The organism is Pontibacter sp. FD36 (assembly GCF_015686655.1).
Lineage (GTDB): Bacteria > Bacteroidota > Bacteroidia > Cytophagales > Hymenobacteraceae > Pontibacter.
In genome coordinates this window covers 275,030-288,391 of sequence record NZ_JADPMP010000003.1, presented here as the reverse complement: position 1 = coordinate 288,391, position 13,362 = coordinate 275,030, and the positions used below count along the sequence as shown (strand labels likewise).

Sequence of the window (13,362 nt, the reverse complement as noted above, 5' to 3'; positions counted from 1 at the left end):
GACTTCCTGTGGGAGATTCGTGGTCTACTCGACAAAATGGTGGGTGGGGTTGGCCTTCAGCGCGGACGCAGACACCCTATCGATGTAAAAGCTGGTGATTCCATTGATTTTTGGCGTGTACTGGCAGTTGACCGCAGGGCTGAACGCATGTTACTGTACGCCGAAATGAAGCTCCCCGGCGAGGCCTGGCTGCAGTTCAGAATATGCCGGGAGGCTGACGGGAATTACCTTGAGCAGCTAGCTGCATTCCGGCCAGATGGTTTAGCAGGTAGACTATATTGGTATGCAATGCTCCCTTTCCATTTTGTCATTTTTAAAGGAATGGCGCACAACATCATTCATTACCGTGAGCCGTTAATAGAGAAATCCTTGCCCCCTCCGCAACATTCTCAATAATGTACAAACAATAGATTTCATAATATAAAACTATAGCTATACTTAAGAGTATATAGCAATGTCTAAACCCAGATGATTTTCCCTTCTGCAAAAGGCATTTTACATTTATACCTGTAGCTATTAACCCGCACCGACAAAAATATTTTAACTTTGCCTTTCTCTAACCTAACAGACCTAATGGAGGCCATAAAAGAAACTAACTTCTCCTTCGCCGGGCAAACCGGTTTTTATAGAGGCAAGGTGCGCGATGTTTATTATTTCGAGGACCGTTTGGCGGTAGTAGCCACCGACCGGATCTCAGCGTTTGACGTGGTGTTGCCACGGGCCATTCCTTATAAAGGCCAGGTATTGAACCAAATAGCGAGCATAAACCTTAAAGCTACTTCAGACCTTGTTCCGAATTGGGTGCTTTCGACACCAGACCCGAACGTGACGATCGGGTACCGTTGCGAACCCTATAAAGTGGAGATGGTGATCAGGGGCTATCTGGCTGGTCATGCCTGGCGCGAGTACAAGGCCGGCAAACGCAGTGTTTGCGGTGTAGCGTTGCCGGAGGGCTTGCGTGAAAACGACAAACTGCCCGAGCCGATCATCACCCCAACGACCAAGGCCGACGAAGGACACGATGAGGATATTTCGCGAGAAGAAATTCTGGCAAAAGGCATTGTATCTGAGCAAGAATATATTAAATTAGAAGCTTATACCCGGGCACTCTTCGCGAGAGGTTCGGAACTGGCCGCAAAGCGTGGACTGATACTGGTAGACACCAAGTATGAGTTCGGCAGCTACAACGGCGAGGTATACCTGATCGACGAGATCCACACACCGGACTCTTCGCGCTACTTTTATCTGGAAGGGTATCAGGAGCGCCAGCAGAACGGCGAATCGCAAAAACAACTTTCAAAGGAGTTTGTGCGCCAATGGCTGATTGAGAATGGTTTTCAGGGAAAAGAAGACCAGGCTATACCTGAAATGACAGATGAAGTAGTGAACAGTATTTCGGACCGATACATCGAACTTTACGAGGTTTTTACGGGCCAGCCTTTTCATAAGGAAAGTTACGATAATGTGCTCTCACGCATTGAGAATCACATAGAAGAAAACATTTTTAACGACAAAAATTAGAATTATTAACGTGGATTTTGGTACATTCGCGTTTAAATCCTTTACTGGTAGATCTATGAAGTACACGATTGATAAGAAAGAAAACTACACGATTATCACGATAGACGAGAAGAAACTTGATACTTCAATCGCTCCGGATTTGAAATCTGAGTTCGTGAAATTGAATGCTGAAGGGATCACCAACCTGATTCTTGACCTCAATAACGTAAAATATACTGACTCTTCGGGACTGAGCTCTATCCTGATCGCTAACAGACTTTGCAACTCGTCTAACGGTTTGCTGATTCTGACCAGCCTGCAGGACCACGTGATGAAGTTGATCACGATCTCTAAACTAGAGTCTGTGCTGAACATCCTGCCTACGGTGGAAGAGGCGATCGACCGCGTGTTCCTACACGAGATCGAGCAGGACCTGACCAACAAGGAAGACTAGTTAAACCTATTTTGTGGATTTCGAACTCAGGATACTCGGTAGTTCGTCGGCCACACCCTCGGCAAACCGGCACCATACTGCCCAACTGCTGACCATAGACAATCAGCTTCATCTGATTGATTGCGGAGAAGGAACCCAAATGCAGCTGATGCTTTACAAGATAAAGCATCAGCGCATTTCTAATATCTACATCAGCCACCTGCACGGCGACCACTACTTCGGTCTGGCAGGCCTTCTCTCTACCATGCATTTGCAGGGCCGCCAACAGCCGCTGCACCTCTTTGGCCCTCCCGGCCTCTCCGAAATCCTAAGTCTTCAGCTCAAGTACTCCGGCACTAACCTGTGCTACAAGCTTATTTTTCATGAGCTTGACACCACCAGCTACCGCAAAATTTACGAAGATAAAAAGATCACGGTGCATACCATACCCATGGAGCACCGCATTCCCTGCTGCGGTTTCCTGTTCCGCGAGAAGCCAAAGCCACGTCCGCTGATCAAAGAGAACCTGCCCGGTTTCCTGACGCCACCGCAACTGGTGCGACTGAAATGGGGCGAGGACGTACGCGACGAACAAGGGAATGTGCTTGTTCGCAATTCGGTGGTGACGCTGGAGCCCAAGCGCAGCCGCAGCTACGCCTACTGCGCAGATAGTAGGTATAAGCCCGACCTGCTCCCCTACCTGAAGGGTGTGGATCTCCTTTACCACGAAGCTACCTTTACTGACGAAATGCGTGAGCGGGCGCACTATACCTTCCACAGCACTGCACGACAGGCCGCCGAAATGGCTGTTGCCGCTCAGGTACGTCACTTGCTGTTAGGTCACTTCTCGGTGCGTTACAAAGACCTGACGCCTCTGCTCACAGAAGCGCAGGAGGTATTCCCTAAAACCGATCTGGCAGTAGAGGGAAGCATTTTCTGTGTGCGTGAATAAGGTATAGCTATACCTGACTAGTGCGCCATTTGCGCTATTTTATCGAGTGGCAGGCTGTTGGCCATCTTCATAATATTATCCTCTTTTGCATTGTCGGCTTTTAAGGTCAGCAGTGTGTTCTGCAAAGGAATCTGCAATTCATAACCGGCCGGAGCTCCTTCCATACCTTCAATTTTATTTAGTACTGCTTTATAGCCATGCACTTTCACCACTTTTTGTTTGCCGTCGCCGGAATTGCCAATAAATGGCAGAGCCAGAACAGCCTGCAATGAGTTGATCAGTGGTGAATTGTTGATAATGTCAACTGTAACCTGATTGTTGGCAGGGCCATAACTGCGATGCACAAACAAGCCCATACCAAAGCCTGCGCCACCGCCGGTCACGTCATCTTCTTTCACATTTGGACTGCGGTCCTCCATTTTTGCCGGCAGCATCTTTAGGATTTCCTTCCCAATTTCAGCGTCCAGACTACGGAGCATCTGCTCCATGGCAAAGCGCGAATTGCTTAGATCACCTGACCCATAAGAGGTTTTCGCCTCAGCTAAGCTTTTGCTGAAATCCTGGCTAAAGGCCACGGCAGGCAGGAAGGTGAAAACGACTAGGATTGCTATATTTTTCATATCTGGTTTCATTCTAGATTTCTATGAAGTTTATTTTTCGCCCAGCATTTTCTTGATGCCATCAATATCCACCGCATTAGCCGCTGCCATCATATCCTGTTCGTTTTTGAAGTTGACGCCTTCATACACCAGCAGCGACGACTGTCCCATCGGCACGGTCAGTTTGTAACCGCTGGCATCATCATACTCGATCACGGCACGGTGCCCTTTCACCTTGGTTTGCTTCCAGTTCTGCTGCTCTCCTGACGTCTGGGTATAGCCACCGTTTGCCAGGTACATGTTCACGGCCGATAACATCACCGAATTATTAGCCACCATCACCCGCAGTTCCTTCTCATTATTGTCGGTATACTGGCGCATGATGGTCAGGCCGGCCCATCCCCAACCGCTGCTGGCCACCTGCTCTACACTTTCATCCTTATTCAAACCACTGATCGACTCCGGTAGGGACTTGAGTATCTTCTGACCGATCTGGAGTTCAACTCCCAGCATGGCCTGCTGCACAGCGTAGCGGGCTTCGCCATACGTACCGGCTTTAAAGGCTTTGTCAGCGTCACCCAGGAATGCATTCACATCAGGTGGTGTCGAGATAAGACCTTCCCCTCCTTTATTTCTAGCCCTGCTGGAACTGGAATTGCCAGCCGTAGCGCTACTATTATTAGAGGAGCCGTTCCCTATACCTGTTTTGTCCTCAATTGTCTTGTCCAATGCCTTTTCGGCGATGTTGTTGGCTTTTTGTTTTAGCTTGTTGAGCATCCCGCCCTGTGCCACGGCCTCTCCCGACCCAAAGCACAACAACAGCAGCGCAGCTCCTGTAAATATCTTTTTCATAGAACTAAGGAATTAATTGAAATAAGCAACTAGCAAACATAAATTTAGCTTTTATCCAATATTTAATAAAACAATTTTTATAAATATTAGCAATCTGTATATTATATTTATTGAATGGCAGAAAATACTTGGTGAAGGCGTAGCTCATTGTTTTAGCTGGAGCACTGTTAGCAGCAAAGCTAAGGGCAGTGATATTTGATTTAGCGGCCCATAACTTGTAAACTTGCTGTGATAAGAAAACCCGACCTATGCCGGCAGCCCCCTCCCTTGAGAAAAAACGCACCAACCTCTTCCTTGTCCTGAGTGGCATCTTCCTGGCCAATGCCCTGTTGGCTGAACTGATCGGTGTAAAGATTTTTTCGGCGGAAGCACTCTTTGGTTTGCAGGGTGCCCAGATCGGAATCATGGGCGAGAAGTTTGACTTCAACCTCACGGCTGGCGTCATCATTTGGCCTGTGGTGTTTGTGACCACCGATATCATCAATGAGTACTTTGGCAAAGAGGGTGTGAAGAAAGTCAGCATCCTGACCGTGGTCCTGATTTTGTATGCATTCCTGGTGATCACTATTGTAACAGGGCTACCCCCTGCTGCTTTTTGGCTGGAGCTGAATAATCAGGATGCAGCGGGAAACCCATTCAATATTGATTTCGCTTTCAACTCCATCTACCGGCAAGGGCTGGGTATCATCATCGGGTCGGTGGTAGCCTTTCTTATTTCGCAGTTTCTGGACGCCACGGTGTTCCACTGGCTGCGCAGCTTCACGGGTAGCAGCAAGATCTGGCTGCGGGCGACGGGTTCCACGCTTGTTTCGCAGCTGATCGACAGCGTCGTTGTCCTCTTTGTGGCCTTCTATCTTTTTGGTAACTGGCCCCTTTCGCTGGTCATGTCGGTGGCTGCGATCAATTATATTTACAAATTTTTTATCGCCGTCGCCCTTACGCCTTTACTGTATGTAGCGCACTATCTGATAGACGGTTACCTGGGTCGCCGCACCGCCGAAACCATGATAGAGGTAGCCGCTGAGGAAAGCAAAGAGTAGCCTGTGTTACAAATAAATTTGCTTTTGAAATAAATACAGCTTTATCTTTGCGGCCTTGCAAAACAAAATGGCTGCACACTTAGCACATACACAGATTTTCATTACGGGGTACGTCCTGCACGACCTCTAACAGTTCCCATTTCCGCCATTTGGGTCTGAGGGCCCACCCCTATACCTTATTTTTTTACTGACTATTTTCAAAAGGGACATCTATGATCAGAGGCATCCTTTTGGTATTTCTCGGAGCGTGTAGCTTCGGCATACTATCCACATTCGTAAAACTGGCTTACAAAGAAGGCTATACCTTGGGTGACGTCACCGGCACACAGGTCCTCTTTGGCTTTATCATACTCTGGGGCATTGTGCTGGTGCGCCAGTTGATGGGGCGTCGCAGTTTTGGTGTTTCGGCACTGGACAAACTCAAGCTCGTAGCCATGGGTACCAGCACTGGCCTGGTGAGCATCTTCTATTACAAGTGTGTGCAGGCGGTGCCGGCCTCTATCGCCATCCTGCTGCTGATGCAGTTCACTTGGATGAGCCTGCTGCTGGAAGCGGTAATCAAGCGCAAAATGCCACAGCTATCTCAAATCGTGATGGTGCTGCTGGTACTGATAGGTACCGCCATGGCGGGCAGACTGTTCTCAGGCACTGTTCCTGATTTTGACTTAGCTGGCATCGGCTTCGGATTACTGGCAGCAGCCTGCTATTCTGTTTTCCTGATGATCAACGGTGCGGCCGGCAACGACCTGCACCCTACCGCCAAGAGTGCCCTTTTGTTGACGGGCGCGACTATACTAGTTATGAGCGTCTTCCCTCCGGTGTTCTTGGTGAACGGGGCGCTGGGTGATGGACTGCTGAAGTGGGGCTTACTGTTGGCCGTGTTCGGCACCGTTATTCCGCCACTTTTCTTCGCCTATGGTATACCGCGTACTGGCCTTGGCCTGAGTGCCATCCTGAGTTCAGCAGAACTGCCAGTGGCGGTGGCCATGTCCTACCTCGTACTACAGGAAGAGGTGTGGACGGTGCAGTGGCTGGGTGTGGCGCTTATACTCCTCGCCATCACGGTGAGTAACCTCAACAGGGTATACCAAACAAAGAAAACTAAAAAGCTGGTGACAGCCTAAATGATACAAGATTGTTTGTTTTTTACTTAAACCGAGACTAGCCTATGATGTAATTGACTTTGAACTATAAGATTTGATTTGATTTTTTTTTTGAATGGCTGGGTGACTGCTCTTAAGTGAAGCGCCTGGTCATTTGTTTTTTATAGGGGTGCCTTACAGTTAAAGCCAGAAAATGATGCAATCCATAAGCTCAGGTTCAACTGCTGAAAACTCTCTCCTCCTACTTCCGTATCTCACATCCTACTACATCATATCAGGACCACCGCATGAAGCGTGATTCCCAAATGCGCACAATAATTAACGTTTAACAACAGTTTTAACAGAAATAGCCTGTTCAAAAGCGTACTTCTGAAAAACTGGTATATTTTCTGATATGATTCACCCTGAACGAAAATCCTACATCGCATGAGAACAATACTCACACTTATCGTCCTATTCACTCTTACACTAGGCTTACAGCAGGTACAGGCGCAGTCCGGCAAAAGTTATCAGGAATGGCTGGAAGAAAACCGTGGCGGGGGTAAAAAAGCAACTGCTAAGAAAGCTCCTGCAAAAGGAAAGTCCTCGACAGCAAAAGGCACCGCTGCAAAGCCGGCAGAAGAAGCGCCGTCAGCGGCTCCCGCCCTGGCTCCTCCGAGCGGCACTTTTATGGGCACGATCGCCTGCAAGGACTGCCAGGGTATCAAAACTGAACTTACCCTGAGTGGCGATTCCAAGGGCTCCTTCACCATGAAGCAGGTATACATAGGCAAACCAGCCGATAAAAGCGTGGTGAACAGCAGCGGCAAGTGGTTCCTGGCCAAAGGCAACAAGCAAAACCCGGATGCGGTAGTGCTGCAGCTTATACCTACCTCCGGCGACATCGACCCCATGTATTTTCTGCAGGTAAGCGACACAGAGGTGAAGCTGCTGAGCAATACACAGGACGAGATCAGCAACTCCAGAAATTACTCTCTCAAGAAACTTTAAAGCATCAGGTATAGAATTGTCGTAGCCGGGCTAAGGGTGTTTTCAGCAATTTGCGTTATTTTGCAGCTGTAAACCATTTTCCCGACTATGGCACGATACCTTACGGGCATTCAGAGCACAGGCCGTCCACACTTGGGCAACCTGCTGGGTGCTATCCTCCCAGCCATCGAACTTTCGAAGGCATCTCAGGAGCAGGCGCTTTACTTTATAGCCAACCTGCATTCCCTTACTACTATTCGCGATGCGCAAGTGCTGCGCCACAATACCTACTCGGTAGCCGCCGCCTGGCTGGCCTGTGGCTTTGATACCGATAAACATATTCTATACCGTCAGTCAGACGTACCGATGGTGACCGAACTGAACTGGTACCTCAACTGCTTCGCCCCTTTCCCGATGCTGGCCAATGCGCACTCGTTCAAGGACAAGTCAAGCCGCAGAGGACTTTCTGACGTGAATGCCGGTCTGTTCACCTACCCGGTGCTGATGGCGGCCGACATCCTGATGTATGATGCCAACATCGTACCGGTGGGCAAAGACCAGATCCAGCATCTGGAGATCACCCGCGACATTGCCAGCTCATTTAACCACATCTACGGTGAGACATTTGTGCTGCCTGAGGCAAAGACGGATGAGACGGTAATGACCGTTCCGGGCATCAACGGCGAGAAGATGAGCAAGTCCTATGGCAACATCATCGACATATTTGAGGCCGACAAGCCGCTCCGCAAAACGATCATGAGCATTGTAACGGATAGCACTGCGCTGGAAGACCCGAAGGACCCGGACGAGGACACAACCTTTAAGCTCTACAGTCTGCTGGCCTCACCGGAAGAGATACTGCAGATGCGCAACAACTACCTGAATGGCGGATACGGCTACGGTCATGCCAAACAAGCGCTGTATGAGTTGATCCTGCGTAAGTTTGCCAAGGAGCGTGAGCTCTTCAACTATTACATGAACAACCTGGCCGAGATAGACAAGAAGCTGCTGGAAGGCGCTGAAAAAGCGAAAGCCATCGCCACGCCGGTACTGGAGCGTGTGCGCCAGAAGCTTGGCTACTAAGAGCACTATACCTGCCAAACAAGAAGCGGCTGCTGAATGGATTTCAGCAGCCGCTTCTTGTTTATACTTATACCTTTATCAGGCCCCTGTTCCGATCGGGCGGTCGTTGCGTGACCATTCGCTCCAGGAACCTACATAGAGCGCAGGTATACCCAATCCCGCATAGTCCATGGCCAGCGCCGTGTGGCAGGCCGTCACGCCGGAGCCGCAGTGCACCACCACATGCTCCGGATCCCGCTTGCCTATTGCCTGGCTATACTTTTCTCTCAAAGCCTCAGGCGACAAGTAGGTACCGTCCTGCGTCAGATTACTTTGAAAAGGAATGTTAACAGCACCCGGAATATGCCCTGCCACCAGATCAATCGGTTCGGTCTCCCCACGATAGCGTGCTGCATCACGCACATCAATTACCAGATAATCCGGATCTTTGACAGCTTTTGCGACTTCCTCCATAGAAATGATCGGCAGTTCCCATGCTTTGAAAGGATATGGATCGACAGGCTTAGCCCGTTCCACTGCATTGCTGACAGGTATACCGGCTGCTACAGCTGCCTGGTAGCCGCCGTCCAATACCTGCACCCGATCATGCCCCGTAGCCCGTAGCATCCACCAAAAGCGGGAGGCGGCATTCGCTCCGCTCATATCATCATATACCACCACCTGGCTGCCAGGCGCTATACCTAAGCGGCCCAGCAGCTCGGCAAATTGATCAGGCTCCGGCAAGGGGTGCCTGCCTCCCTGGGCTGCATCAGCTTTCACATCAGCCAGGTCTTTATCCAAATCTACATGCAGGGCTCCGGTCAGGTGCTCCTTTTCATATTTGGCCCGACCATTGGGCCCAGAACGGGCGTCGATCAGGACGAGTTTCTGATTTTCCTTCAGTACAGAAGATAGTTCAGTTGCATTCAGGATTGGTTGCATATGTGAGAGCTTATCAGGTATAACATGATGGCAGATGGAAGATAGTTAAAAGTTCAGACGAGCGAAACTTCTGCACGTGAAATACTGCCGGTATAGGAGATCACCTGCAGTATACCTGTGATAAGGGCATTAGTTGGAGCGTGCAAACTCATTAAAGGAACTTCCTGCCTGCAGCTCCAACAGCTTTCTTACATTTCCAGACGCATCTTTTACCATTTCGATACGCAGGTGAGGAAGTCCCTCGATGCGGAATATGGTATCAGTGATCGGAATCAGCCTCCGCTGCGCTTTGCCTTTTTGCTGGTAATAAAGCTCGTTTCCCTGCAGACTGACAGTCCTTTCGCCATACCTGCCGGCGTACTTCGACATAACTTTCTTTTCTAGCTGCACAGGCTGCAGTTCACTTTTCACATGCTGCAGTTCCCATTCCAGAGAGGCTTTGTTCTGTGCATCGGTACTGGTCAAAAGCAGTTTGTTTAGCGCCAGCTCCTGCGCCTGTAGCAGTGCCCGGTCTGCCTCCGTTTTGATATCGGGCACCACACCGGTTCCTTCCCAATTGGTTTGAGTAATAGCATTGATTGATCGGGCGATAGGTATGTCCAGTACAAGCTGATCATTCACAATAAAAGGCTGCAAAGGATGTGCGCCACCAGCCGTTGTTTCGCCTACTATCGTCGCTCTTTTAAGTGACTGCAGGTTGTAGGTCAGTTCCTCGGCCGCAGAAAAGGTGCTGCTGCTGGTAAGTACATAGAGATCAGTTTTGGGCATTCGCTTACCATCTACTTCTGCCAGGGTATGATACTCTTTAGTGGTATTGCGCGGGCGATCGTAGATGCTGTTGTAGTGAATCGGCTTTTCATCAAAAAAGTAGCTCATCACCAGCTGTACCATTTCAGGATGTCCGCCCCCGTTTTGGCGCAAGTCGATTATAACCGCATCAGTGTTTGCGATAAAGGCCATAGCTGCCGCTACCGTTTGGCGGGCTTGCTCACTGACCGGGAAAAACTGGGTGAAGTTGATGTAGCCAATGTTGCCAGGCAGGCGCTCTACCTTTGTAAAACCAAAATTATTGCGCTCCGCTATCCGCAGGTGCTCCTGCATTACCTCCGGTCCAGGCTCTGAGGCAGATTTCCAGCTTTTCAGCATTTTTACCAGGCTAGGATTATACTTCAGATTCAGGTGCCCGTCGCGGTGGGCCTTTTGAAGATCTGAGGACAGGGCCGCTGCAAATTGCTGGTAGTTATTCACCCCGTCGTATACCTTGCGCTGTTGCTGCGACCGGATATAATTTCCCATATCTTTTGCTTTGTCCGGGAAAACGTAGTTTTGCTCCAGCAGCGCCGCGACCCGATTTACCACACTATCCTTTTCAGTTGCTGTAATGGTAAGCTGCTGTGCAGCGGTACTGAGGCACAAAAGGCATAAGATTAGTGTCCAGAAACCCTTTTTCATAAGCCACACATTAAATGACGCCATAACCACGTGATGCCGGTCTGCCTCTTTATTCCTGACCTACAGGGCTTGGCAGAACATCACTCCTCCTATCAGTAACAAAGCCTCACATTATCACTTTATATTCCTGAATACTAACATCATACCCATTTGTTGCTTCCAAACCATCTTAACTGAAAGCCCCTTGAATATAAAGCAAAAAAAGCCGCCCTACGCTAGCAGATTACAGCGTAAGGCGGCTTTAAGTAAGCGGTAAAGCAGTTCAGTTCCTAGTGCCTGACCACCTCTTTTTTATGTGTTGCGTACTGGTTACTCCGCTTTCCAGAGCTCACGCTCCTGATCGCCGATCAGTACCACGAAGCGGGCAGGATTGGCCGTCAGTACCAGGCGCATCTCTATACCCGGAAATTCGTCTGACTCTACCCATACGCCTTCACGCTCACCATCCGGTGTTACATGATCGCCATTGAGCGAGCTAGGCAGGTAGGCGGTTGGCAGCAGGATGTCAGCGTCGGAGCGTAGCTTGCCGTGCACATCCTCCAGTACATCCTCCAGGTAGTCGCCGTACTCTTCGTTAAAATCGTCTTCCAGGTCGTGCAGTTCTTCTTCAATATCGTCGTAGCGCTCGTCATTATAATCAAGCGCATTCAGTTCTTCTTTCTTGCTGATGATGGCCACCAGCGAACTGTTTAGTGCATTTGCGTTCATAGCGTCATTCTGTTTTTTACAAAGTTGGAAACATGCCGTAGTAATTGCAAGAATTAACAATGATAATTTACTGCGGAACTACCCGGGTTTTGATAAACGCATAAAAGCTGTATTTTTACAGAATCTATGATTTAAACCATACCTATACCTATGGCAACAGATATTCTGCCGCTGAACGGCACAGATCATATTGAGTTTTATGTGGGTAACGCCAAGCAGGCTGCTCACTTTTACCAGACGGCTTTTGGTTTTAAACTGATCGCTTACGCTGGTCCTGAAACAGGCGTAAGAGATCGCGCTTCGTATGTACTGCAGCAGGAGAAAATCAGATTGGTGCTGACTACTTCCCTTGACCCAAACTCAGATATCGCGCAACATGTGCATCAGCATGGTGACGGCGTGAAAGTACTGGCCCTGTGGGTAGACGATGCCGAGGCTTCCTTCCGTGGTACAGTGGAGCGTGGTGCTAAACCCGCCATGGAGCCGAAGACACTCACCGACGAGCACGGCGAGGTGAAAGTAGCCTCCATCCATACCTATGGCGATACCATCCATACCTTTGTGGAGCGCAAAAACTATAACGGTGTGTTTATGCCGGGTTACGTACCACGCCAGAGCCAGCTTGACATTGAGCCGGTCGGTCTGAAGTATGTAGACCACTGCGTAGGCAACGTGGAACTTGGCCACATGAACGAGTGGGTGAAGTTCTACGAAGATGTAATGGGCTTCAAACTGTTGCTCACCTTCGACGATAAGGATATCAGCACAGAGTATACCGCCCTGATGTCGAAAGTGGTTTCGAATGGCAATGGATACATCAAGTTCCCGATCAACGAGCCAGCTGAAGGTAAGAAGAAGTCTCAGATCGATGAGTACCTAGAGTTCTACAAGGGCGCAGGCGTGCAACACATCGCGGTGGCTACCAACGACATTCTGCATACCGTAGCGGAGCTGCGTCGCCGTGGCGTGGAGTTCCTGTATGTGCCGGAGACCTATTACGAAGACCTGATCGAGCGCATCGGCCACATCGACGAAGACATGGCAGACCTGCGTAAGCTGAACATCCTCGTAGACCGCGATGATGAGGGCTATTTGCTACAGATCTTCACGAAACCTGTAGAAGACAGACCTACTGTATTCTACGAAATCATCCAGCGCAAAGGAGCCAAATCGTTTGGCAAAGGCAACTTCAAAGCCCTGTTCGAAGCCATCGAGCGTGAGCAGGCGCTACGTGGTAACCTTTAAGCCGCAAGCCAAGTATAGCACGGTGTAACCCGTGTTAGATACTCCGATTTTGCTATATTCAAATCACACCAGTTCTCAGAACCGTTAAGCGGTAAACGAAGGGCTGGTGTGATTTTTTGTGCGATTGGAGGTATAGGGAAGTGGGTGAGTGAGTGAGTGAGTGAGTGAGTGAGTGGGTGAGTGAGTGATTTAGTGAGTGAGTAAAATCTAAATAAGTACATATTACTGGCACGCATTGCTAAGTAACTTGCACCATAACTATAAAACAAGTAGCGGTGCCAGGTGCGCCTAAATGATTACCCACTGTTTGAGCGTTCAGCGAGTTTGGGGAATCTTGATTTTTTTGCATACTTTTTTTATCAAGAAAAAAAGTATGTGCCCGCCGCACAGGCGAAGCAATGAAACAACACACGTTGCTATACCTGCAAAAGTAAGCTACGCTAGTTATAGGCTTTGATACAAGCAGTACTAAAGCTAGCTATGCCTAGAGCAACAGGGCCAGAGG

The 13,362-nt window shown here is 49.3% G+C and carries 14 protein-coding genes; 9 read left to right on the top strand and 5 right to left on the bottom strand.

Annotated features, from left to right (window positions below):
- Positions 1-6 precede the first annotated feature (6 nt).
- The 4 genes from I0P70_RS21580 (at position 7) to I0P70_RS05950 (ending at position 2,885) form a co-directional block, all read left to right on the top strand.
- Positions 7-396 carry a DUF2867 domain-containing protein gene (locus I0P70_RS21580; RefSeq protein WP_370583183.1) on the top strand — a complete coding sequence of 130 codons (390 nt, stop codon included), beginning with the start codon at positions 7-9 and terminating at the stop codon, positions 394-396.
- A 177-nt stretch (positions 397-573) separates the two neighbouring features.
- On the top strand, positions 574-1,521 hold the full coding sequence (locus I0P70_RS05960) for a phosphoribosylaminoimidazolesuccinocarboxamide synthase (RefSeq protein WP_196115480.1): 948 nt from the start codon (positions 574-576) through the stop codon (positions 1,519-1,521).
- Positions 1,522-1,576: 55 nt separating this feature from the next.
- A complete protein-coding gene (locus I0P70_RS05955) occupies positions 1,577-1,954 on the top strand; it encodes an STAS domain-containing protein (protein ID WP_007657896.1) in 378 nt (125 codons plus the stop codon).
- A 13-nt stretch (positions 1,955-1,967) separates the two neighbouring features.
- Positions 1,968-2,885, top strand: coding sequence for a ribonuclease Z (locus tag I0P70_RS05950; RefSeq protein WP_196115478.1), 918 nt, complete (start codon positions 1,968-1,970; stop codon positions 2,883-2,885).
- Between the two features lie 17 nt (positions 2,886-2,902).
- On the opposite strand, the gene I0P70_RS05945 is transcribed toward I0P70_RS05950, so the two are convergent.
- Positions 2,903-3,505 carry a hypothetical protein gene (locus I0P70_RS05945; RefSeq protein WP_196115476.1) on the bottom strand — a complete coding sequence of 201 codons (603 nt, stop codon included), beginning with the start codon at positions 3,503-3,505 and terminating at the stop codon, positions 2,903-2,905.
- Positions 3,506-3,535: 30 nt separating this feature from the next.
- Positions 3,536-4,336: a hypothetical protein gene (locus I0P70_RS05940; RefSeq protein WP_196115474.1), complete on the bottom strand. Its 801-nt coding sequence runs from the start codon at positions 4,334-4,336 to the stop codon at positions 3,536-3,538.
- A 248-nt stretch (positions 4,337-4,584) separates the two neighbouring features.
- On the opposite strand from I0P70_RS05940, the gene I0P70_RS05935 reads away from it, so the two are divergent.
- The 4 genes from I0P70_RS05935 (at position 4,585) to trpS (ending at position 8,531) form a co-directional block, all read left to right on the top strand.
- A complete protein-coding gene (locus I0P70_RS05935) occupies positions 4,585-5,376 on the top strand; it encodes a queuosine precursor transporter (protein WP_196115471.1) in 792 nt (263 codons plus the stop codon).
- A gap of 212 nt (positions 5,377-5,588) precedes the next feature.
- Positions 5,589-6,500 (top strand): DMT family transporter, encoded by a 912-nt coding sequence (locus tag I0P70_RS05930; protein WP_196115469.1) that lies wholly within the window; start codon positions 5,589-5,591, stop codon positions 6,498-6,500.
- Between the two features lie 405 nt (positions 6,501-6,905).
- Positions 6,906-7,469 carry a copper resistance protein NlpE N-terminal domain-containing protein gene (locus tag I0P70_RS05925; protein ID WP_196115467.1) on the top strand — a complete coding sequence of 188 codons (564 nt, stop codon included), beginning with the start codon at positions 6,906-6,908 and terminating at the stop codon, positions 7,467-7,469.
- A gap of 87 nt (positions 7,470-7,556) precedes the next feature.
- Complete coding sequence (gene trpS / locus I0P70_RS05920; RefSeq protein WP_196115466.1) at positions 7,557-8,531, top strand: tryptophan--tRNA ligase; 975 nt, start codon at positions 7,557-7,559, stop codon at positions 8,529-8,531.
- 78 nt (positions 8,532-8,609) lie between these two features.
- Here the strand turns inward: trpS and I0P70_RS05915 are convergent, their stop codons facing one another.
- The 3 genes from I0P70_RS05915 to I0P70_RS05905 form a co-directional block, all read right to left on the bottom strand.
- Positions 8,610-9,452, bottom strand: coding sequence for a sulfurtransferase (locus I0P70_RS05915; protein ID WP_196115464.1), 843 nt, complete (start codon positions 9,450-9,452; stop codon positions 8,610-8,612).
- Positions 9,453-9,581: 129 nt separating this feature from the next.
- Positions 9,582-10,904 carry a S41 family peptidase gene (locus I0P70_RS05910; RefSeq protein WP_196115461.1) on the bottom strand — a complete coding sequence of 441 codons (1,323 nt, stop codon included), beginning with the start codon at positions 10,902-10,904 and terminating at the stop codon, positions 9,582-9,584.
- Between the two features lie 309 nt (positions 10,905-11,213).
- A complete protein-coding gene (locus I0P70_RS05905; protein WP_007657881.1) occupies positions 11,214-11,612 on the bottom strand; it encodes a hypothetical protein in 399 nt (132 codons plus the stop codon).
- Between the two features lie 150 nt (positions 11,613-11,762).
- On the opposite strand from I0P70_RS05905, the gene hppD reads away from it, so the two are divergent.
- Complete coding sequence (gene hppD / locus I0P70_RS05900) at positions 11,763-12,857, top strand: 4-hydroxyphenylpyruvate dioxygenase (protein WP_196115459.1); 1,095 nt, start codon at positions 11,763-11,765, stop codon at positions 12,855-12,857.
- The last annotated feature ends 505 nt before the right edge of the window (positions 12,858-13,362 follow it).